General features: G+C 38.4%; 15 protein-coding genes, 1 riboswitch and 1 other annotated feature. Of the genes, 7 read left to right on the plus strand and 8 right to left on the minus strand.

Features of this window, described 5'->3' with window-relative positions; translation table 11 throughout:
* Positions 1-310 precede the first annotated feature (310 nt).
* From OXPF_RS12890 to OXPF_RS12900, 3 genes are all read left to right on the plus strand, one after another.
* The gene (locus OXPF_RS12890) at positions 311-1,927 is read left to right on the plus strand and encodes an ABC-F family ATP-binding cassette domain-containing protein (protein WP_054875637.1); all 1,617 of its coding nucleotides are present in this window, start codon (positions 311-313) and stop codon (positions 1,925-1,927) included.
* A 149-nt stretch (positions 1,928-2,076) separates the two neighbouring features.
* Entirely contained in the window at positions 2,077-3,522 is a 1,446-nt protein-coding gene (locus tag OXPF_RS12895) for a DEAD/DEAH box helicase (RefSeq protein WP_054875638.1), read from the plus strand.
* 108 nt (positions 3,523-3,630) lie between these two features.
* Positions 3,631-3,878 (plus strand) — a binding site (T-box leader).
* A 223-nt stretch (positions 3,879-4,101) separates the two neighbouring features.
* Positions 4,102-5,823, plus strand: a complete 1,722-nt coding sequence (locus OXPF_RS12900; RefSeq protein WP_054875723.1) for a glutamine--tRNA ligase/YqeY domain fusion protein — start codon at positions 4,102-4,104, stop codon at positions 5,821-5,823.
* Positions 5,824-5,895: 72 nt separating this feature from the next.
* On the opposite strand, the gene OXPF_RS12905 is transcribed toward OXPF_RS12900, so the two are convergent.
* Both OXPF_RS12905 and OXPF_RS12910 read right to left on the minus strand, forming a co-directional pair.
* On the minus strand, positions 5,896-6,414 hold the full coding sequence (locus OXPF_RS12905) for a hypothetical protein (protein WP_054875639.1): 519 nt from the start codon (positions 6,412-6,414) through the stop codon (positions 5,896-5,898).
* A gap of 15 nt (positions 6,415-6,429) precedes the next feature.
* Complete coding sequence (locus OXPF_RS12910) at positions 6,430-6,822, minus strand: hypothetical protein (RefSeq protein WP_054875640.1); 393 nt, start codon at positions 6,820-6,822, stop codon at positions 6,430-6,432.
* A 538-nt stretch (positions 6,823-7,360) separates the two neighbouring features.
* Between OXPF_RS12910 and OXPF_RS12915 the strand changes: the two genes are divergently transcribed.
* Together OXPF_RS12915 and OXPF_RS12920 are read left to right on the plus strand one after the other, a co-directional pair.
* Positions 7,361-8,833, plus strand: coding sequence for an FAD-dependent oxidoreductase (locus OXPF_RS12915; protein ID WP_054875641.1), 1,473 nt, complete (start codon positions 7,361-7,363; stop codon positions 8,831-8,833).
* 207 nt (positions 8,834-9,040) lie between these two features.
* Positions 9,041-9,556, plus strand: coding sequence for a MarR family winged helix-turn-helix transcriptional regulator (locus tag OXPF_RS12920; RefSeq protein WP_054875642.1), 516 nt, complete (start codon positions 9,041-9,043; stop codon positions 9,554-9,556).
* A 335-nt stretch (positions 9,557-9,891) separates the two neighbouring features.
* On the opposite strand, the gene OXPF_RS12925 is transcribed toward OXPF_RS12920, so the two are convergent.
* The 6 genes from OXPF_RS12925 to OXPF_RS12950 form a co-directional block, all read right to left on the minus strand.
* Positions 9,892-11,985: an FAD-dependent oxidoreductase gene (locus tag OXPF_RS12925; RefSeq protein ID WP_054875643.1), complete on the minus strand. Its 2,094-nt coding sequence runs from the start codon at positions 11,983-11,985 to the stop codon at positions 9,892-9,894.
* Between the two features lie 54 nt (positions 11,986-12,039).
* A complete protein-coding gene (locus tag OXPF_RS12930; protein WP_054875644.1) occupies positions 12,040-12,411 on the minus strand; it encodes an FMN-binding protein in 372 nt (123 codons plus the stop codon).
* A 277-nt stretch (positions 12,412-12,688) separates the two neighbouring features.
* The gene (locus tag OXPF_RS12935; RefSeq protein WP_054875645.1) at positions 12,689-13,942 is read right to left on the minus strand and encodes an MFS transporter; all 1,254 of its coding nucleotides are present in this window, start codon (positions 13,940-13,942) and stop codon (positions 12,689-12,691) included.
* Positions 13,943-14,113: 171 nt separating this feature from the next.
* On the minus strand, positions 14,114-15,475 hold the full coding sequence (locus OXPF_RS12940) for a uroporphyrinogen decarboxylase/cobalamine-independent methonine synthase family protein (RefSeq protein ID WP_054875646.1): 1,362 nt from the start codon (positions 15,473-15,475) through the stop codon (positions 14,114-14,116).
* A 20-nt stretch (positions 15,476-15,495) separates the two neighbouring features.
* The gene (locus tag OXPF_RS12945; protein ID WP_054875647.1) at positions 15,496-16,134 is read right to left on the minus strand and encodes a cobalamin B12-binding domain-containing protein; all 639 of its coding nucleotides are present in this window, start codon (positions 16,132-16,134) and stop codon (positions 15,496-15,498) included.
* Positions 16,135-16,918: 784 nt separating this feature from the next.
* Positions 16,919-17,617, minus strand: coding sequence for a response regulator transcription factor (locus OXPF_RS12950; RefSeq protein ID WP_054875648.1), 699 nt, complete (start codon positions 17,615-17,617; stop codon positions 16,919-16,921).
* A gap of 121 nt (positions 17,618-17,738) precedes the next feature.
* Between OXPF_RS12950 and OXPF_RS12955 the strand changes: the two genes are divergently transcribed.
* Both OXPF_RS12955 and OXPF_RS12965 read left to right on the plus strand, forming a co-directional pair.
* On the plus strand, positions 17,739-19,529 hold the full coding sequence (locus OXPF_RS12955) for a sensor histidine kinase (protein WP_054875649.1): 1,791 nt from the start codon (positions 17,739-17,741) through the stop codon (positions 19,527-19,529).
* Positions 19,530-19,700: 171 nt separating this feature from the next.
* A riboswitch (cyclic di-GMP riboswitch) is annotated at positions 19,701-19,786 on the plus strand.
* Positions 19,787-20,509: 723 nt separating this feature from the next.
* Entirely contained in the window at positions 20,510-22,315 is a 1,806-nt protein-coding gene (locus OXPF_RS12965; protein ID WP_054875651.1) for an ABC-F family ATP-binding cassette domain-containing protein, read from the plus strand.
* The last annotated feature ends 53 nt before the right edge of the window (positions 22,316-22,368 follow it).

Below are 22,368 nucleotides of genomic sequence, written 5' to 3' on the forward strand. Positions count from 1 at the left end.
CAACTTTTTTATACTGTGGATAAATATATATTGCTATGTTATAATTTACAGGTAGTTTTATAGATTCGTATAATCATATAGTTATTCTAAAGGCAACTAATTGAAAAAAGCGATAAGCTTTAAAGGAAAGGTGACATTCCTTTAGGAGTGTCACCTTACATTAGCGGAATGCCCCCAACTTATGCGAGCGCGGCTGAGTAGGTTGGGAAGATAAGGGGGATATCCCTCAACAAATAAAAGGCGGCATCAATTAATTAGTGATATATTATTGAGGGTGTCTCATAACATTAAATAAAGGATGGTAGAAGATTTGATTAGTACAAGCAATATAAGTTTAAGATACGGCGGACGCAAATTATTTGAGGATGTAAATATAAAGTTTACTCATGGAAACTGCTATGGATTAATAGGCGCAAATGGCGCTGGGAAATCCACTTTTTTAAAGATACTTTCTGGAGAAATAGAAGCAAATACGGGAGAAGTGGCCATAACTCCCGGGGAGAGGCTGGCGGTTTTAAAGCAAGACCACTTCCAATATGATGAATTTGATGTGTTAAAGACAGTGATAATGGGGCATGCAAGATTGTTTGAAATAATGGAAGAAAAGGATGCACTGTATGCTAAGCCTGATTTTACAGATGAGGATGGAATAAGGGCATCAGAGCTTGAAGGGGAGTTTGCGGAGTTAAACGGCTGGGAAGCAGAAGCGGAGGCCGCATCACTGCTTATGGGATTAGGAATAAAAGAAGAGCTTCACGGGAGACTTATGAAGGAGTTAAGCGGTGCCGAAAAGGTTAAGGTAATGCTGGCCCAGGCCCTCTTCGGACATCCGGACATACTGCTTCTAGACGAGCCTACCAACCATTTGGATATAAAATCAGTAAAATGGCTGGAGGATTTTTTGCTGGATTTTGAAAGCACAGTAATTGTAGTTTCCCACGACAGGCATTTTTTAAACAAGGTATGTACCCATATGGCGGACATTGACTTTGGGAAAATAAAATTATATACAGGTAACTATGATTTCTGGTATCAGTCAAGCCAATTAGCACTTCAGATGCTGAAGGATGAAAATAAGAAAAAAGAAGATAAAATAAAGGATTTGCAGGAATTTATAGCCAGGTTCAGTGCCAATGCCTCAAAATCCAAGCAGGCTACCTCCCGTAAAAAATTATTGGAAAAGCTTACCCTTGATGATATACAGCCTTCTTCAAGAAAATATCCCTTTGTAGGTTTCAAACCCGACAGGGAAGCAGGTAACGACCTTCTGACAGTGGAAAGCTTAAGCAAAGTAATTGACGGTAAAAAGATACTGGATAATGTGAGCTTCACAGTAAACAAAGGAGATAAAATTGCATTTGTTGGACCCGATGAAATAGCTAAAACCACTCTCTTTAAAATATTAATGGGAGAAATGGAAGCTGATAGCGGCAGCTACAAATGGGGAATCACAACATCCCAATCCTATTTTCCCAAGGATAATTCCGAGTATTTCAACAATGTGGAATTAAACCTAGTGGATTGGCTTCGCCAGTACTCTACTGAAAAAGCTGAGACATTCATAAGAGGATTTTTGGGCAGGATGCTTTTTTCGGGGGAAGAAGCATTAAAAGAAGCAAAGGTTTTATCCGGAGGAGAAAAAGTAAGGTGTATGCTGTCAAAAATGATGCTCTCCGGCGCTAATGTACTGCTTTTAGATGAGCCGACAAACCATTTGGATTTGGAATCCATAACAGCTGTTAATAACGGCCTTATAAATTTCAGCGGAACGGTGTTTTTTGTATCCCATGACCACCAGTTTATTCAGACCATTGCAAACAGGATTATAGAAATAACTCCTAAAGGAATAGTTGACAGGCAAATGACCTATGATGAATATCTTGAAAATGAGGATATACAAAAAACTGTAGAAAGTATGTATATGTAGTATAATCTAAGAGCAGGCAGAACATAGCCTGCTCTTAGATTATTATTGTTGAAAATTGTGTATTATAATATAGCAAAGATATTTCAAGTATATCTTTATAAAGATTGATTTTTAATTATTATCTATAAATTTTTACGAGGTTAAGTTATATGGATGAAAAAAGCTTTAAATACTATGGGCTGAGCCCGGAAATACTGGAATCCCTGAGAAAACTTGAATATAAAGAACCCACAAAGGTTCAGGTGCAAGTAATACCTCAAGTGCTTGAAGGCAGGGATGTAATCGTCAGATCTCAGACCGGCAGCGGGAAAACCGCCTCCTTTGGAATACCGGTATGTGAGAAAATAAAGACAGAGTTTAAGGACCCTCAGGCCTTAATACTTACGCCTACAAGAGAGTTATGTGTGCAAGTTAAAGAAGATATATCAAATATAGGCAGGTTAAAAAGAATAAGATGCGCCGCAGTTTTTGGCAAACAGCCTTATGATGAGCAAACCAGGGAGCTTAAGCAGAGAGTACATATCATAGCAGGTACACCGGGAAGGGTTATAGACCACATAGAGCGCGGGAATATAATTACCGGCAGCATAAAATATCTGATTATAGATGAAGCGGATAAAATGCTTAATATGGGTTTCATAGGCCAGATAGAGACAATTATAAGCCTGATTCCAAAAGAAAGAATAACGTTGCTGTTTTCTGCAACCCTGCCCGATAAAGTCAGGTATTTATGTGATAAATATATGCATAAACCTGTAAGTATAGAGATAAATCATGATGTTGAAATACCGGAAGGCATTGAGCAGCAGTGGTATAAAGTCAGTGAAGACGATAAGTTTGATTTATTGAACAGGATATTTTATATTGAGAATCCTGAAAGCTCAATTATATTCTGCAGGACTAAAGAAAATACCGACATGCTTTATAAAGAATTGAAAAACAGGGGATATTCCTGTAATGCCATTCATGGAGGGATGCTTCAAAATGAAAGACTTCATAAAATGCAGAGCTTCAAAAAAGGTGAATACAGGTTTTTAGCAGCCACAGATATTGCTGCCAGAGGGTTAGATATTGAGGATATTACCCATATCATAAATTATGATATACCTCTTGAGGATGAAAGCTATGTACACAGGATAGGCAGAACGGGGCGAAAGGGCAAAAAAGGGAAGGCCATTACCTTTGTATGCCCTGATGAAGTTGATATGCTGCATAAAATAGAAGGATATATAGGCAGTGAAATTCAGTATAAGGAGATTCCTTCAATTGAAGAAGCAGAAAAGGGTAAAAAAGCATTTAATGCCAATACTAAATATACGCAGAAAATTAGGGCTGATAAGGGCAGCATGCTTAGTAAAGACATAACCAAAATTTATATAAATGCAGGAAAGAGCAAGAAAATCAGAACCGGTGACATCGTAGGTGCAATCACGAGTATAGATGGTGTTAAAGTTGAAGATGTAGGGATAATAGATTTGAGGGATAATCTTTCGTACATTGACATATTAAACGGAAAAGGTGATTTAGTTCTTGAAGCCCTTCAATATACGACCGTAAAAGGAAAGACTGTCAGAGTTCAAAAAGCCATAAAATAATTTCATTTAACTTTTCATTCGAGGATTTAGAAATTTTAAGCATTTTTTATAGCATGAAGCTTGACATTCTTATAACTGTAATAATATAATAATATATCAATAATATAAATTCAGGCTATGATGGAGAGTAGTAGGGATTTTTTGCCATTAAAGAGAGCCGGTGTGCTGGAAATCCGGTATGGCTGACTTGCCGAACAGGCTTCTGAGCTCCGGTCGAAAAAAGAAGGTGAAATCTTTCGAGTAGGCTTGGCGGTGTTCTCCCGATATAGAGAAGCTGTGCAAAATGCATAGACTCAAGGGGGCTTTTATCAGCCAAATTAGGTGGTACCGCGGAAGATTAACCTTTCGTCCTAAATAAGGATGAAAGGTTTTTTTATATACTAGGTAAGTTCTCTTTCCTGGTATATAAAAAACGAGGATGCAAAGGACGGGACGTCCTTGCCGTCAAGGAGGGTGCTTTAAAAGGGAGGCATAGATCCCTTCGGTAAGTTGCGTAGCAACTTTTTTATACTATAAATTAAAATAAATGGAAAAACTATACTATATAAAGCTAGGAGGTATATGACCATGAGCAAAAATATGGACGCCGGTAATGATGCTCCTGCCGGAAAGGAAGAAGGCGAGGAGAAATTACTATCAAATTTTATACAGGATATAATCGATAAGGACATGGAAGAAAACACATACGGAGGACGTGTCCATACCAGATTCCCCCCGGAGCCCAATGGTTACCTTCATGTAGGCCATGCAAAATCCATATGCCTGAATTTTGGAATTGCAGCTCAAAACAAAGGAAAGACCAATTTGAGGTTTGATGATACCAACCCCAGCAAAGAAGATACGGAATATGTGGAATCCATAATGGAAGATGTCCGTTGGCTGGGTTTTGACTGGGAAGACAGGATGTTTTATGCATCTGATTATTTTGAACAATTATATGACTATGCCGTAGAATTGATAAAAAACGGCAAGGCTTACGTATGCGACCTAAGTTCCGAAGAAATAAGGCAGTACAGAGGCACCTTGACTGAACCGGGAAAAAACAGCCCCTATAGAGACCGCAGCATTGAAGAAAATATTGACTTGTTCACCAGGATGAGAAACGGAGAATTTCCCGACGGTTCAAAGGTTTTAAGGGCTAAAATAGATATGGCCTCTCCTAATTTGAATATGAGAGATCCGGTTTTATACCGCATTTTGAGGGCTACTCATCACAGGACTAAAGATAAATGGTGCATTTATCCCATGTATGACTATGCCCATCCATTGTCGGACTACATTGAAGGCATCACTCATTCAATCTGTACTCTGGAATTTGAAGACCACCGTCCTTTATATGACTGGTGCTTGAATGAACTGAATTTAAAAAGTGCTCCAAAGCAAATAGAATTTGCAAGGCTTAATTTAAATTACACCATTACAAGCAAAAGAAAGCTCCTTGAACTTGTAAAGGGAGGCTATGTAAGAGGATGGGATGACCCAAGAATGCCTACCATATCCGGTTTAAGGAGAAGGGGATATACACCTGAAGCCATCAGGGATTTCTGTTCCAGAATAGGTGTGGCAAAAGCCGATAGCACAGTAGATATCGGCCTTCTTGAACACTGCATAAGGGAAGATTTAAACAAGAGGGCAACAAGAGTTATGGCGGTATTGAGGCCGTTGAAGGTCATAATAGACAACTATCCCGATGATTATGAAGAGGAGTTTGCAGCGGAAAACAATCCTGAGGACCCAAATGCGGGAAGCAGAATGGTGCCCTTCTCAAAAGTCATTTATATTGAACGGGATGATTTCATGGAAGATCCCCCTAAAAAATTCTTCCGCCTGTCTCCGGGAAATGAGGTAAGGCTCAAACACGCTTACTTTATAAAATGCGAAAGCGTGGTAAAGGATGAAAAAACAGGCGAGATAATTGAGCTTCACGTGAGTTATGATCCTGCCACAAGAGGCGGAAATGCTCCTGACGGGCGAAAAGTGAAAGGTACTCTTCACTGGGTATCTGCAAAGCATGGTATAAACGCCGAAGTAAGGCTTTATGAAAGCCTGTTTACCGTACCCAATCCGGGAGAAGAAAAAGAGGGTATGGATTACAAGGATAATTTGAATCCTGATTCCCTTGAAGTTTTAACCGACTGTAAATTAGAACCCAGTCTTAAAAATGCTGACTCCAAAGGCCGTTATCAGTTCCTGAGGATAGGATATTTCTGTGCAGATTTCAGGGATTTCTCAAATGAAAGGCCTGTATTTAACCGTATAGTAGGCTTGAAGGATTCCTGGGCTAAGGTTTCAAAAGAGTAATTTTAAATTGGGCAACATAAAAAGGAGAGCATCTTAACTGTCAGATGCCCTCCTTTTTATCAATTTTGTGTCTTATTTATCTATCTTCATTTTGGGCTTCCCTTTTGCTGTCGCCATAGTTATATCCCAATTATTATCATTTTTTACAGCTTTATATACTACATTTGTCCTATCACTATCTTTATAGCATACCATGACGTCATCCATGTCCTTACTAACAAGTATAGTTGGAACTGTTGAGCCTGCTGGAGCTTTCATAGCTACATCATCTACAAGGACAGCTATGGCATTTAATTTTTCACCAGCGGAGAATGCTTCGTATTTTCCGTTGACAAAATCATCACAAGTAGAAGACGTATAAATGAACGGAGTATATTGTGAATCATCAATTTTATGTGTCTTTATAATATCTTCATATGCATCATTAAGCTTTTCTTCTACCTTTATAGCACGCTGATTATGATCTTCTGATTTATAGGTTTTATTCTCATAAGCAAGTTTATTTTTATTTCTTGCATAAAACACTGTGCTTGGGATACCTACAATAATTATTACAGTTACTAACAAAGTGATTGCTTTTTTTGCTCTCATTTTTCTCACTCCTTTTTATAAAATATCAGAATCTTGTTGTGAAGCGGAAAAAGTCATATCTCTATCACCAGAGTTAACTTTGTAGTACCTTGAAACTTTTCCAACAAATTCACAGCCTAAAAAGCCTGGATCGCTTGGCCATGTACGGCTATCGTCACAAGTGCGTGTATTGGATACTTCCTTAGTCCAGTCAGAAAATTTATCTCCATCCACTGTTATATAATTACGCACCATTATAGCAGCTAATGTAGTATCGTAACCTGTTGTTTCAAAGTATTTTATAGATGAACTGCTTGCGTTCATACTTACTGTTTTGGTCGTAAGCGTTATTGCATATGCTGCGATAGATAATAATAAACTTATTGATATAGAAGATATAATTATAATTGAAAATCTCTTTTTCTTCATAATTTTGCCTCCTTTGCATTTTATGAATTTTTAAGGAAAGCCTAATTTGCTTAATATACGTATTACCCCCCATTCCGTTATAATATTCAACTCTCCTGATATATAGAGAGGAAATTTTTTCAAAAAAGTTTCATAAAATTAAAAAAAACTTGTATTTCTTTAATTGCATTAACTTTACGTAGCTGGCGGTTGAATTGAAAATCAATATGTGGAGAATATGAGCTATAGAATTATTGACAAGAATATGCTGCTATTATAATATGCTTATATAATAAATTTTTTTATTATAAATATATTTATAATAATATATATTTTGCATAATGCCTATCTGAATAGCGTACAAACAGTGTACAAGTTATCTTAGAAATAATATTTCGTAAGTTTAAAAGTCTTTCTCAGGATTGTTAATGTAAAAATTTTTAATTAATCAGGTTTTATTCCTTTACGAGGAGGAGGTGATGTTTGGGGCCGGGTTGTTTATTTATAATTAGCAAAATAAAGCTGCTTAAAAAATTTTTTATTAAAGGAGAATTGCACAATGACCAAGATGATAGTTGAAACTCAAAATAATATTCCTGTATATGATGAGGCGGATATACTGATTGTCGGAGGCGGTGCAGCTGGGCATTCAGCAGCAATTGCTGCAGCACGTGCAGGTGCTAAAAACATCGTCATCATGGAGCGTTATGGTTATATGGGCGGCGATGCCACCGGGGGATATGTCATCATGGTGCCGGATTTGTCCTGGTATGATAAGTCCTTTGTCCGGGGCATTCAAGAGGAATGGTTCACCCGCTTGGAAAATATTCCAAATGCCGTAAGAGCGCCAAGGTTAAATGAAATAGGCAGTGAGGACCCCATACTTGTAGATGCATGGAAGGCTATCCACGACTGTGTAAGCCGCAGTGCACCCCACCGCCTGGTTCGTGCTGTGTACTTTGAGCCAAACCAGCTTAAAATAGAAATGGATAAAATGCTGCTTGAAGAAAAAGACTCCATAAGGGTATGCTATCACAGCTGGGGTACAAAGCCCATTATGGAGGGAAATGATATAAAAGGAGTTATCTTTGAAAGCAAGGAAGGACGCAAGGCAATCCTGGCAAAGATAGTCATAGACGCCACAGGCGATGGAGACTTATTCAGCCAGTCGGGAGCACCTTATGCCAGCCTGTCCGATGGACAATCACGTTCCAGTACAACAGCATTAGTATGGCGAATAGGAGGCATTAACTGGGATCAGTTTGAAGAATGGAAACGTATCCGGCCGGATTTGACGGCCAAACTCAGGGAAACCCTCGCCAAGATTGCAGGCTTTAGGGCGATGCCCATAGCTTCAAACCAGAACGATATATGCTGGATTAACAACTGGCATGCAGATAAGGACTGTACTAAAATAGCAGACCTCACAGACACTGAAATCAAGACACGTGATACAATGAGGGACGTACTGGAATATTTAAGAGAAGCGGTACCTGTTGCCTTCCGGAATGCCTTCTTGTATGATATTGCACCCCAGACCGGTTTGCGCTGCAGCCGCCGTTTGAAAGGCGAATATATAATGACGGCTAAAGATTGGGCATTTGCAAGTCATTTCGATGACGTCATCGCATGGCACTCTACCATCTGCCAGATTAATGACTGCGGTCCGGTAGAAATTCCTTACCGTGCAATTCTTCCTCAGGCAGTGGAGAACATGCTGTGCCCCGGCCGTCACCTGTCATCTGATGATGTTGCAATTGACTGGCTGAACCTTATACCCCAGTGTGTCGGTACCGGCCAGGCTGCCGGTGTGGCTGCCGCTGTAGCAGTTGCAGATGGCACTACTGTTCGTAACGTGAACATTAAAAAAGTACAGGATATCCTGGTCGAGCAGGATGTACCGCTGCCACGCCACCCCAAAACTGATCCATCCTACATGGAATGTTGTGTTGAGCATGAATATGGATTATATACCGAACTCGCGAAGAAGGCTCACCAGGAGGCCGGTTTAGGAAAATACGTACAATGGTAGAGAAAGGTGAAAAAATGAAACCGGTTATATGCTGTACGGTTAATATCAGGCTTTGACCATCCACCTGAGTAGAGCTGAAATTGACAAAAAGTAAATGCCTGCGTATAATAATTCTATTATTATCAATACATGGATAATAAACCGTAATAACTATTATATTATTATGCTTTGAATATTTAAGCAGACTAGGCGGGTGATGTATGGCATATGGATAATGCAAAAGTAGCGAATGATGAAAAATCTACCGGGGTGTATACACAATTATATAAAAAAGTAATGGAAACTTTAGATAGTCAATCTGCAATTAACATTCAGATGAATTTCTGGTTTAATGAAATGATGAAATATCACGGTGTCAGCTATATTGAATACCGTGCCATCAGACTACTTAGAAGATTCCCGGATGGTCTTGAGCCTTCTGTAATTGCTGATAATCTAACTATTTTAAGACAGTCTGTAACTAATATGGCAGACGACTTGCAGGAGCGCAATCTTGTAGAAAGGATGCCCCACCCTGTAGATAGGCGCCGTATTTATATCAGGCTGACACCGGAAGGCCTGGAACTGGCAAATAAATTGGTAGATGAGATGAGCAGTATAGAGGCCAGTATATTTTTTCAATTTTCTAAAGAAGAAATGGAAACCTATCTGGATATACGTACCAGAATAATTAAATATACTGAGGATGAAATAAAAAAGCGTTATACTGAAAAGAGTGAATAAAATGCAAGAGGACGGGTGATGATTGTTTGAAATTTTAAAACAATTATTGTCCGTCCTTTATTTTAAAGGTATTGGGATTTTAACTATGTCTTCTAAGCTCTTGAATCTTAATATTTTATATCAATTGTAAGCCAATAATCCGCCTGCAAAGATGTAAATTGAGGCACTCAGTCGGCTCTATTCTTTTCACAAAAAGGAGAACATCTGAAGGGTAAGATGTTCTCCTTTTGTAAATTTTTTTGTAATCAATTATGAGAAAAATTCAATTTATTATTGAACAAACATAGGTCCCGGGACCCGTTAGCAATCAAAGATTGCTATAGCGGGTGGGGTTCTTATTTTCCGGTTGCTGCATTTATTCCGGCAATACGTCCAAAGGTAAATATATCAGCTATAGCATTTCCGCCCAGCCTGTTGCCGGCATGGAGTCCGCCTGTGACTTCTCCGGCTGCCCATAAACCGGGAATGATTTTGCCGTCCTTGTTTATAACATGAGCTTCGGTATCGATAACAACACCGCCCATTGTATGATGCAATGAAGATTTTCTGGGGCTTATACAAATTCCAACTTCATCATCAGAATCTATATAATCAAGATCTATAGCTCCGGATATAACTTCCTTTCCAAAGTCATCATCTTTTTGAGCTGCTACATAGCTGTTGTATTTTTCAATTGTAGCGCGCAGTTGTTCTTCGGTAAATGCGGGAGCAACACCGGCAGCCGGTTTTTTAGTAGCTTCTGCTAATTCGGCAAGGGTATTGCCGTACCATATATGACCGCCTTCAACCATGGCAGCCACACGTTCATCATATTTGGTGCCTTTTATAAGCTGTTCAGGCTTATTAGCATCTCCTCTGCCTGCATAGATAATATAGAAAATACCATCTTCAAGAGCCAGTGAAGTTTTAGCAAGTACATCACGTTCTGCATATTCATTTACAAACCTGTTTCCCTTGCCGTCAATCCAAATCTGTTCTGAAGCATCTGCCCAGATACCGTCAGTCATGGTTCCTTTGATGGGAGATGAAGAAGGCATCATCTGAGCAACTTCCATACCCGTTAGCTCTGCTCCTATCGTTTCTGCCATTATAATTCCATCGCCTTCGTTAGTGCCCATGTTTGTTGATAATGTTGTATCTGACAGGTCTTTTCCCCAATATTTATCATACTTTTTGACCATTGCCGCATTTGCGCTGTATCCGCCTGTAGCAAGGACAACGCCTTTAGCTGTATTGACAGTGATATTTGTGCCGTCTGCCTGCTCGGCTTTTGCACCAACTACCTTTCCTGATGCATCTGTCAAAAGCTCGGTACCTCTGGTTTCGGTATATATTTTAACGCCTTTTTCCTTTGCGACTTTTTCAAGTTGAGGAATGCGTTCAGCGCCTGACATGAAGCTGTGGGTCCTTGGCCACATAGCACCAAGAACGGTACCCAATCCGGGAGCGCCGCCGTATTTTGCATCAGCGCCATAAGATGAATTAAGGCCGGCTTCTCCCATCCATACGAAAGAATCAAGAGCGCTGTTGGCAAACTTTCTTGCAAGCACAATGCTTGGAGCAATCCATGTACCGTCAGTTAATTGACGAAGGCCTCCGGTATAAACATGCCACATATGCAGTGATACTGAGTCAAAACCCGGCATATCAACTCCGGCTTCCTTACCGGCATTTTTTGCATAAAATGCTTTGATATCAGCTTTAAGCTCTGTCAATACTTCTTGCCATTCGGGATAAACGTCAAATTTAAGCTTGGGATCAGCCGGATCAAGGGCAAGATATCCATCCATTGTAGCCTTTTGGGATTTAGTCAATATCATTACGCTTTGTGCTCCGGGATCAACAGCATTATATGCTGCTCCTGCCATCATAGTATTTCCGCCTAACACGGAACCTTTTTCAATAAGAATAACTTTGGCGCCTTGTTCAGCGGCGTTGATTGCTGCTGACAGGCCGGCACCTCCGCCTCCCATTACCAGAACATCTGTATCCCATGTTTGAGGTTCCTTAGGCTGAGCTGTTACCTTATTTGCCTTTAGTGCATCAACATCCAAACCGGCAGCTTTGGCAGCATTGGCAACGGCATTGATAATGCCATAGCTGGCTAAAGTTGCTCCGGTTACAGTGTCCACAGATAAGCTTTGATGCTCGATTATCTGTTTGGGTATACGTTCAACTGCTACTACCGCAACATTTGGAGTTTCTGAGTTCTTTTTAAACTCAATGGCTGTGATTTTACTGTCTTTAACAGTTATGCTTACAGTTATCGGTCCCTGCATACCATTTGCAGTACCTTCGAAATTGCCGTTAATGGGGTTTACTATTTCGTTTTTGTCTTTATTTTCTCCTTGTCCATTTTTGCTGTCAGTGCACCCTGCAATTGCAATAAGTATGCAAATGCATAATAACATGGAAATAAATCTTTTCATTTTTCTCCTCCTCATATTTAAAATTTATTAAATGATATCTTTTGCTGCTGTTCATTATTTTACTTCAGCCTTTGCTTCTGCAAGAGCGGTTTTTGCCGCTTCTATTGCAGCATTGCTTGTTGTGGTTGCCCCTGAAACTATATCTATTTCCGCTGACTGTTTTGAAATAATATTTTCTGACAGCTCTTTAACTGCCTGTCCACCAATATTAGGAGTTTCCTTTGGTCCTTCAACTGAGACATTGGTTATTTTGTCAGCATCAACAGTAATTGTTACAGTTACATCTCCATTAAAGCCTTTTACAGCAGCTTTGTATGTTCCAGGAGTGTATTTTTCTGATTCTTTGTTTGTACCTCCACAGCCTGAAAAAGCAAGAACAAAGCATAGGATAAGAAAGAATGATGTTAGCTTGTTTAAAAGTTTCATTAATAAGCGCCTCCTTTCATTTTATGCAAACTTTGTTTAAATATTAACATACCTTCGGCAAATAAATGATTAAATACTTATTAATATTTAACCTGGGTTTTAGTGCTTAGCTGTAAAATACATTAAGGTCTAAAAATAATTTCAGAATATTTTGCATAAAAAATCCCTTAAAAAGCCAATGAAGCCATTTAAAGGATTAAGAAACCTTAATAATCAAATAATTTTAATTAATTTCTAATTAACCTGTTTCTCTTTTGAATCAAAATAATATGATTTTTCAGCTTGCTTGCTTAGCAACCTGCAATGTCTCTTTAAGGAAGAATGTACATATAGCTTGTGTGAAATACAAAGCAGCAATTGACATTAAAATTACAAAGTAGCTTCCCGTTATATCGAGAACAATTCCAAAAAGTACCGGAGCTATCACGGAACCTAATTGACATAAGGCATTGTACATACCCATTACAGTACCGACATAAGGCCCCTTTGCTCTTTCAGCCTGCATGACATTGTTGGAATTACCGCCCAGTCCGCCTGTTAATCCCCGTACGAGCACAGTTGCCCAAAGCAGCCTGACATCGGGAGCAATGGCAAGAACTACGATGCATACAGCCTGAATAGTATAGCCTACCATTGCAAGATTCCGGCGTGATTTCAATAAATCAGAAAGCATACCGCACAATGTGGTTGAAAATATTGTCACTACGCCTGCAGCAGCAAGGATTCCTCCCGCTTGCGTCAATGAAAAATTTCTGACTTTCATAAAATATACTATAGCCCATGTAGTATATCCTGTACCTGCATTAATGCCCAGGAACTGAACAATTGTCCCAAGAAAGAATTGACCGGAAAAGAGCACTTTTAAGGTACCCTTCATATTTACAGCCCTTTCCTCGGAGGTTTTTTTCTTGCCTGTCTTGTTAGCAAGAGCAATTCCTTTTTCTTTTGCCATAAAGAAGACTATAACCCCAACAACCAGGCAAGCTGCTGCGGCCAATACATATGCATTCCTCCAGCCATGATTTTTAATAAAAGGGGCGTAAAACGCATTAACTATGAGCCCGCCCACAGCAGGTCCTGTCATGATGAACCCCATAGCTGTCCCCCGCACTTTATCTGTAAACCACCCTAAATTCATCTTTACGGTACCCGAATATACTGGTGAACTGGCAAGGCCTGCCAAAACCATTAACAAGAAAATCACTGTATAAGAATGTGTTAATGATACTAAAAACATGCAGATTGCAATTATTATTCCCGATATAGACAAGCACTTTCTTGGCCCGAAGTTATCAATAAAAACTCCCGCAAAAAAACCTCCGGAAACATTCCCTACGTAAAATGCCGATACAAGTCCGCCGGCCTGAGCCATGGAAATTCCCAACTCAGGAGATGCACTGGCTATGGATGCGGACCATAACTGACGTGCTGCAAATGAAACCGCAAAGGTCGACAGGCATAATACAGCTACTATCCAGCCATACCATGATGATTGTTCATCATTTTGGCTGCTTATCTTTAATTCTGCCACTTGAATTCCTCCCTTTTTATATTGACGGACTAAACTAATAATCACTCTTCCTTAAAAAGTGCATCTCTCCATTTCCTCATTTGTTCAAGCAAATTATTTTTATCCGCTGATAGGAATTTAAGCAAATTAAATCAAGCTCATGTCTTTTTAAAATTTATTAAGCTTATTGAATTACATAAAAGGAAGGACCATATTTGTATATTTGTTATAAGCTGACCGCATAAGCGGCTCAATTCTGTCATCCACCGGCGGGTATACCTTCTTAAACTCATCAAATGATACAATGTATTTTGATTTGAACTCAGGATACAGGTGTGAGTATTTAACGATGGAGTCTTCCGTTTTGGCAGTAGTAACAAGTTCTCCGGCATTATCATACTTGGAGTTCTCAAGTACATATTCCAAGGTAGCTATATAATTTTCAGTATTCAAATCGTTTAATGATAATGCACTCTTGTCAAACCTAAATATGAAATTTCCACCAGGTGCAAGTATATCTATAAGCTCTTTAGCCTTATCAATGCACTGCTGCTTTGTTCCATTCTTAAGGAGTGTCAATGGATAGAATCCCTCAAGGACCATCTTCTTACCGAGTTTATCTTTAAATTTCTGCGGGTCGCCGTATTCCATCCAGAGCCGTGTTCCTTGCGGAAGGTCCTGCATATGATCAACAAAGCGGGTCCAGTCGCTTTCACAGAAAATCTGCATTGCCTGGCCTCTTTCTGCACATATGTGGCAAATCTTAAGGAAGGTTGGCCAATAGAACTTCTCAAAGTCCTTTGTGCTCAGAAATGGTGCCATGTGGGTCATAATCATGTTATTTCCCAATAATGATGTTACAGGATTCATCCCTTTCCACACTAAATAGGGCACCAGTGCCTCGCAGGCATCAACAACCTTTTGGGGCTGCCTCTTAATATCCATGGGAATTTTTGTGAAGCCGCGGTTCATATCAGCTAAAAAGTCGAAGGGAACCGACTGGCCTATAGCCGAACCGGCAGGAGATGCAAAGAAACCGTATTTTTCTGATAACTCCCTGCCGACTTCAGCAACAATCCTGCCAAAATCCATTGATGCAAGCACATATTTTGCAAATGCAAGGCTTCTTGTGATAGGGTCTGTATCAAATCCGGGGTTTTGGCGGGGCAGGACTTTTTCACACAGGAAATCAAATGGATTTTCTATAAACTCGTCATATTCATCAGCTTCCATGTTTGAAGTTTCAGGATGCTGTATAAACCCGTTTGAACCCATGGTCATAGTCCTTGACTGCTGGAACATCAAGGCGACGGGATTCCTGGCATGAGCAGAAGGAAACATGTCGCCTCTTAAAATATCCATTATTTTTTCATACATATTAAGTACTGATTCCTTGGTGAAGGAATATTGAGCTTTCATTATATCAGTATTGCCATATTGTATAATATAGTCAATGCTTATGCCGTCTATTACAGGGAACCTTTCAGGTATAATGCCTGAATATACATCTGTAAAAAGCTTGGTGCGGTATTGTTTTAATTCTTGTGCGTTCATATTCAAACCTCCTTAAAATTCTACTTGACCCATCCCTGGCATATTTTTACTCCTTCTGCAGCATTGGTTGTGAATGCATCAGCGCCTATCTGCTCACAGGCTTCCTTGGTTACAGGATTTCCTCCTATGATTATCTTTACGCTGTCCCGAAGACCTGCTTCCTTAAGGGCATCTACGGTATCCTTCATGGCTTCAAGGGCAAGAGTCAATACACCGCTCATCCCGACTACAACAGGATTAATTTCCTTAACCTTCTCTACAAATGCTCCCGCAGGCTGGTCTATGCCAAGATCATAGACAACAAAACCTGCTGCTTCCGACATACTTTTGAATATGTTCTTACCTATATCGTGCAGGTCTCCTGCAACGGTTCCAAGGACTATTGAACCAACGCTAGCACTGCTGCCGGTTCCAAGTACCGGCTTTAATGTATTTATGGCGCTTGTTAAAAGCTCCCCTGCGAAGATAAGGTCTCCTACGAAATATTCGCCTTTTTCATAAAGATCGCCAACTATTGCCATACCGCTCTGGCATGCTGCAACAACTTTCTGTGCATCCTCTTCTGAAGGGTTTGTGGATACGAAACCTCTTAATACCTCCATTACCTTTTCTTCATCCAATTCTCCCACCGACGCTGTTAATGCCTTTAAGTCTATCATTACAATTACCTCCTCGTTAAAATATTTGAATTAGGCCTATAACAACAAATATTAATTTTATACTTCCACCTCCCCCTAAAGATAATCATCAAATCTATACAGATCAGCCTCATACCAAGTAGATAAAGGTATCGGCCAATCTTGCCACTGATAACTTATTGGCTGTATAGATGCTTCAATGTTAGTAAAGCTATACTGTTTTTAGCTATAGTGTACTTTTCCGGAATTAATAGACAAAAGATAATTTCATAAAGTATGCAAAGTTTAATATATAAAATCTCAGAGAAACTAAATGGCTGGAAATTAAGTCACATAAGATAGATAAGCGAGCAAAACCACGGAGCGCCCGAAGGACTTAAAAAACTTAGAGATACTGTAACCATTATAAAAATAAAGCTAAAAGACGTGAAATAAAAGTAGTATTTTGTGCAGCAGTTGAGGATAATGGACAACCTGTATCTATAGCTGCTGATAAAGAAAATTGTGAGGATTTTAAGTCTCTTTCTAAAATATATTCATAACTGCAAAAATATTAATTAAAAAGCTGTAAAAAATTTCAAACAAAATCAGTGAATAGGAATTTGCTGTATAAATACTAGCATATTTTTAACAGGTTAATGATTAAAAACTTATTAATATTTAATCAGGACTTTTGCACTTATTTATATAAAATATAGATGTATAGAAATAATTACCGGATTTTTTGTATAAAAATCCGGTAAAATGTAAGTGAGCAGTTTAAGCGATTAAGAAATCTTAATATTTAAATTATTAAAATTAATATTTAATTAATTTGTTTTCCTTGAGGATCAAAATAATATCCCTGGCCCCATTCCATTTTCAAGAATCTGGGGTTATTAGGGTCTTCTTCAATTTTATTTCTTATATTGTGTATATGGACAATAACAGTCCGGGCATCGCCCCAGCTTTTTTCTCCCCATACTTTAAAATATAATTCCTTGGGAGTATAATATTTTTCAGGGTTTTGCATCAAAAAAGACAAAATTCTGAACTCAGTTGAAGATAATTTCAGCTCTTCCTGGGATTTAATAATGATATGCCGATTTGCATCCAGTTTAAAACCCATACATTCTAAAACATTCTTAGCCTTATGCGGTACCTTGCTTGCCCTTCTTAAGTTTGCTTTGATTCTTGCTTCGAGGACCTTATTATCAAAAGGCTTTACTATAAAGTCATCACCTCCGCATTCTAAGGCTTGAACTATCGTATTGCTGTTATCAAGACAGGAAATAAAAATAATAGGACAATCATGCCACTCTTTTAGTTTGGAACAAAGATCTACGCCGTTTACATCCGGAAGCAAAATATCCAGCAATATAATATCATACTTATCCCTTGCACTTGCGAAGGCTTCGCCTCCGGTTTTAACCCACACAACTTCGTAGGTCTCTTCCTGCTCAAGATAATATAAAATTACCTTTGCTACCAGTATGTCATCTTCAATTAAAAGAACTTTCGTCATCTCTCTCCCTCCTAATATAATATTAACTTAATTGTTATATTTTTAGCAATACCATTTATAGTTCCTTGACATGGCCAAAAAAACATGGTTATGATTAAATAAGTAAAGAAAGGGAGTAAATATGAAAAGACATTATTTAAAAGCAATAGCGGTGTTTTTGCTTATATGCAGCCTGACATTTATTATATTTATAAAAATAAATAACGCTTTTGGTGTTTTGAACCATGGTGAGACATATCCTGATAATGAAAACAATATATATTCTCTTGCCGATTATCACTGGGATTCAAATAACCATACTTTTTTCATTGATTTGGTCAGGGAAAATGAAGAACAGCAATTAGAGCTTATCTATGCTAAATTGCCATCAGACATCTCGATAAACGGAACCATTCTTAATAAGGTATCCTCATCTTTTTCAAGAGTGTTGATAAATCCGGATTGGTTTAAAGATAACAAAGTAAGAGTGGTCTTTAATACCAATATTAATCCCCGACATACGCCGGTATACTTAACAACCACATCAGGTGCTTCAGCCGCATTATCAGCCTATGATATGGTATTTGCATTCAATCTGGGGATAACGTTCTTGATGTCTATATATGGAATCTCTCTTTATCGGCTGAAAAAAACCGAAAAGTATTTGTTATGGTTTGCGATTTATGCAGGTGCACTTACTTTATGGAGCGCTCTTCCCTTATTTATCGGTTCAGGTTTTAAATTAATACGATATTACGCTTATAACTGGTGCACTATACTGAATATTGTCATATGCTTTAAAATGTTTGACATCAATCTTCCAAGGTATTTTAATATACTTCTCAGCAAATGGGGGGTAGTCGGTGTTTTGGTGGTATGGTCTGTTTTGGAAACTATCTTTCCCATATTGCACAGTGAAATTTGCAATTACAGTTTATTTATATTCTCTATAGGAGCTCTCATATATGCCTGTGCAAACAAGCGGAAGGGAGCATGGTTAGTACTGTCCGGACATGCCATAAGCCAGGGAATGCGTATGGTAATGGCCCTGCCTTACCTTATAAGGATAGATGTAAGTTTTCTATTGAGGTCCATGCAGTATTCAAAGCTTTTTAACCTCCCTTTTGCTTTTTGCTGCATGTTATTAATTAATAGGCTTTTTGCAGAAAAATTTACTGAAGCTGAAGTTCTTGCAAAAGAATTAGAACAAATAAATCACAATTTGGATAAAAAGGTTTTGGAAGGTACTAAAGCTTTAGAAGAGCAGCATAAACGGCGGCATAATTTTATGATGAATATTTTTCATGATCTGCGCACTCCCTTGTTTGTTATACAGGGAAGCACTCAAAAAATTGCAAACCGGCCTGAACTTCTTAATGAGGAGCTGCCTATAATAAGTGAAAGGCTGGATTTCACAAAACATCTGGTTGAAGATTTATTTTTAATGGCCAAACTTGAAGATAAGCAGGTAATTCTTGAGACAGAGAAGGTTCCTCTAACAGACCTGCTTAAGAATATTATAAGTGCCTGCAGCCTGGAAGGAGAAAGTAAAGGGATTTGCATCAAGACAGAATTAAAATGCGATTACATTACCTGGGGAGATGAATATCGTCTTAAGCAGGCATTTCAGAATCTTCTTCTCAATGCCATATATTATACAAAAGCCAGCGGTCATATATACATTACTTCAAGAAAGCAAAAAAATTTTGCTGTAATATCCTTTGAAGATACAGGTATTGGTATAGCACCTCAGGATATAGATAAAATATTCGACCGGTATTATCGCATAAGCGGAAGCGGAAAACACCAATCAACAGGCTTGGGGCTTTCAATAGCAAATGAAATTATACAACAGCATCATGGGAGCATCAGTGTAGAAAGCAAGGTAGGGTATGGAACCATTTTTACTGTCAATTTGCCTATAATATCTTAATGTTGTATCTGTGCTTTCAGTTTCTTCTTAATTTCGACGAAAATATCCTCACAATCATTCAGAATTTTATCGAAATTTGAATTAAAATAAAGAATATATCAAAATATTGTATATTTGATATTGCATTTCCCTTTTTATGGGTATATAATATTTTTAAATACTTGATATAAAACTCGATAAAGGCATAATTAGTGAAAGCTAATGACGCAAAGCTATAGGGGCTAAAGTGTTTTACACTATGCCAGCCAGTTGCCGAAGGTTTGGATGAATACCCAGGCCTAAGGGGCAAGCTATACTTACGTCTCTTGAGCCCGGGTATTTTTGTTCGGATATGAGGTGGATTAGGTTTTATCCCGAAAAAAAGAATAAAAAGCAAATTAATAACTTCCCCATGATGTAGAATGTGCGTAAAGTTACCTTTAGTTTTAAAGTCCATTTCAAAACACCTCGATGAGCATTATTATCCCTGTAGTGGAAAATACACATCTGCTTTAAGTTACGTCGATGTTTTAATCAGTATAATCCTTTGCCGGTGGTACCATGTAATGACGGAAATACATGTGCTTATCCAAGGTATAAGGAAGACGTAAAATATACTGACATAAGTATAAAATAAAAAGGAAGGAGGGCAATTTACAAAAGTATAATCTGCGGTAATGCAGGCGATATACGCTTATTTAAGAGTGCTGCTTTCTATTTATTATTGAACGGTAGGTTGAATCAAAATTAAAATCAGATGAAAAAGCTCTGTCAATTGGCAGGGCCTTTTTACGCGTGTATACGTTGCAATTTTCAAAGTATGCTCATAGTTCTTTTAGTATCTGCAATAATACAATTAATGAACGGGTTAGGTGTTTAAAATATATTTGTATAAGTAAGTTGATTTTCCTTAAAAATTAATATATGTTATAATTTAAAGAAATCCAGGCTATATGGTTTTGGATTTCTTATTATTTATAAGAAAAAAGTGAGGAAAGTCCATGAATTTGCTGAGTGCGGAAAGTATTTCAAAAAGCTATATAGATAGGATTCTTTTGAATAATGTAAGCTTGGGTATAAATGAAGGAGATAAAATAGGGGTAATAGGAATAAATGGTACAGGGAAGACTACATTTCTGAAAATAATAGCAGGTGTAGAGGTACCTGACAGCGGAAGGATAGTAAAGGCTAATGCAGTCAATATAGAATACCTGCCTCAAAACCCTGAGTTTGATTACGATTCAAATGTCTTGGAACAGGTTCTAAAAGGAAATTCTGATAGCCATGACACATGGACTATTGAAAGTGAAGCCAAGACTGTTTTAACAAAGCTAGGTATTTATGATTTCAACGCAAAGCTAGGCATCCTATCCGGAGGACAGAAAAAAAGAGTTGCCCTTGCTGAAGCTTTATTAAATCCGTCTCAGTTGCTTGTATTGGATGAGCCCACCAATCACCTTGACAACGAAACCATAGAGTGGCTGGAGCAATATATAAACAGGAGAAAGGGTGCCCTTTTGATGGTCACCCATGACAGGTATTTTTTAGATCGCGTGGTTAATAAAATAATTGAAATAGACAGAGGCAATATATATACCTATGAAGGCAATTATGGGAGTTTTATTGAGCAAAAGCTTGAGAGAGAGGCTATTGAAGCAGCCAACGAAAAAAAGAGACAGTCTATTTTAAGGAAAGAGCTTCAATGGATAAGAAGGGGTGCTAAAGCCAGGACTACAAAGCAAAAGGCAAGGATACAGCGTTTTGAGGAATTAAGCGGGCAAAATGTTGAACTTAATAATGACAAGTTGGATATATCCGTGGCAGGAAGCCGCTTAGGGAGAAAGGTAATTGAGCTTCAAAACATCAGCAAATCCTTCGGGGATAATTTAATTATAAAAAACTTCACCTACACCCTTTTAAGGGAAGACAGGATAGGAATCATAGGCTCAAACGGAATGGGAAAGACTACCCTTTTAAATATATTAAACGGTACCATATTACCTGATAATGGGAATGTGGAAATAGGAGAGACTGTAAGAATCGGGATATTCTCACAGGAAAACGTTGAAATGGACTATACTTTGAGAGTAATTGAATATATAAGAGAAGGGGCGGAAATCATAACAACGGCAGATAGAGAAAAAATTAATGCCTCCCAGATGCTGGAGCGATTTCTCTTTCCACCGTCAATGCATTACACTCCAATTTCCAAGCTATCAGGGGGAGAAAAAAGAAGGTTGTATCTTTTAAGGATTCTGACTCAGGCTCCAAATGCGCTGCTTCTTGATGAACCTACTAATGATTTGGATATTGAAACTCTGACCATTCTTGAGGATTACCTTGACAGCTTTAAGGGGGCTGTCATTGCAGTATCCCATGACAGATATTTCTTAGACAGGATGGCTGAGAAAATATTCGTTTTTGAAGGTGACGGACAAATAATCCAGTATACGGGAAATTATTCTGATTATAGGCTGGATGATAAGGATAATAAGGAAAATAAACCGGACAGGGATAAAACCATAAATGAAAAGTCAAGACCGGAGAGGGCAAAGGATAAGCCTTTGAAATTTACCTTCAAGGAACAGAGAGAATATGAAGTTATAGATGATGAACTAAAATCCCTGGAAGAAAAAATACAGGAAATCGATTTGCTGATAGAACAGGCATCCAGCGATTATACAGAGCTTCAAAAGCTTTTGGAACAAAAAGCTGGAGCTGAAAAAGAGCTGGAAGAAAAAATGGAAAGATGGATTTATCTTAATGAGCTGGCAGATAAAATCGCCGGAGCAAAAGATAAGCCATAACAAAGGGACTGTTGCGTTTAAACAACATAAAGAGCATAGCGGATGCAGTGTTT

The sequence above is a fragment of the Oxobacter pfennigii genome (assembly GCF_001317355.1).
Classification (GTDB): domain Bacteria; phylum Bacillota; class Clostridia; order Clostridiales; family Oxobacteraceae; genus Oxobacter; species Oxobacter pfennigii.

Coding starts and splice junctions, on each gene's coding strand:
- OXPF_RS12930 (WP_054875644.1), bottom strand. CDS start 12,411: ATGAAACTTTTAAACAAGCTAACATCATTCTTTCTTATCCTATGCTTT.
- OXPF_RS12920 (WP_054875642.1), top strand. CDS start 9,041: ATGGATAATGCAAAAGTAGCGAATGATGAAAAATCTACCGGGGTGTAT.
- OXPF_RS12940 (WP_054875646.1), bottom strand. CDS start 15,475: ATGAACGCACAAGAATTAAAACAATACCGCACCAAGCTTTTTACAGAT.
- OXPF_RS12965 (WP_054875651.1), top strand. CDS start 20,510: ATGAATTTGCTGAGTGCGGAAAGTATTTCAAAAAGCTATATAGATAGG.
- OXPF_RS12910 (WP_054875640.1), bottom strand. CDS start 6,822: ATGAAGAAAAAGAGATTTTCAATTATAATTATATCTTCTATATCAATA.
- OXPF_RS12915 (WP_054875641.1), top strand. CDS start 7,361: ATGACCAAGATGATAGTTGAAACTCAAAATAATATTCCTGTATATGAT.
- OXPF_RS12945 (WP_054875647.1), bottom strand. CDS start 16,134: ATGATAGACTTAAAGGCATTAACAGCGTCGGTGGGAGAATTGGATGAA.
- OXPF_RS12900 (WP_054875723.1), top strand. CDS start 4,102: ATGGACGCCGGTAATGATGCTCCTGCCGGAAAGGAAGAAGGCGAGGAG.
- OXPF_RS12925 (WP_054875643.1), bottom strand. CDS start 11,985: ATGAAAAGATTTATTTCCATGTTATTATGCATTTGCATACTTATTGCA.
- OXPF_RS12950 (WP_054875648.1), bottom strand. CDS start 17,617: ATGACGAAAGTTCTTTTAATTGAAGATGACATACTGGTAGCAAAGGTA.
- OXPF_RS12905 (WP_054875639.1), bottom strand. CDS start 6,414: ATGAGAGCAAAAAAAGCAATCACTTTGTTAGTAACTGTAATAATTATT.
- OXPF_RS12955 (WP_054875649.1), top strand. CDS start 17,739: ATGAAAAGACATTATTTAAAAGCAATAGCGGTGTTTTTGCTTATATGC.
- OXPF_RS12895 (WP_054875638.1), top strand. CDS start 2,077: ATGGATGAAAAAAGCTTTAAATACTATGGGCTGAGCCCGGAAATACTG.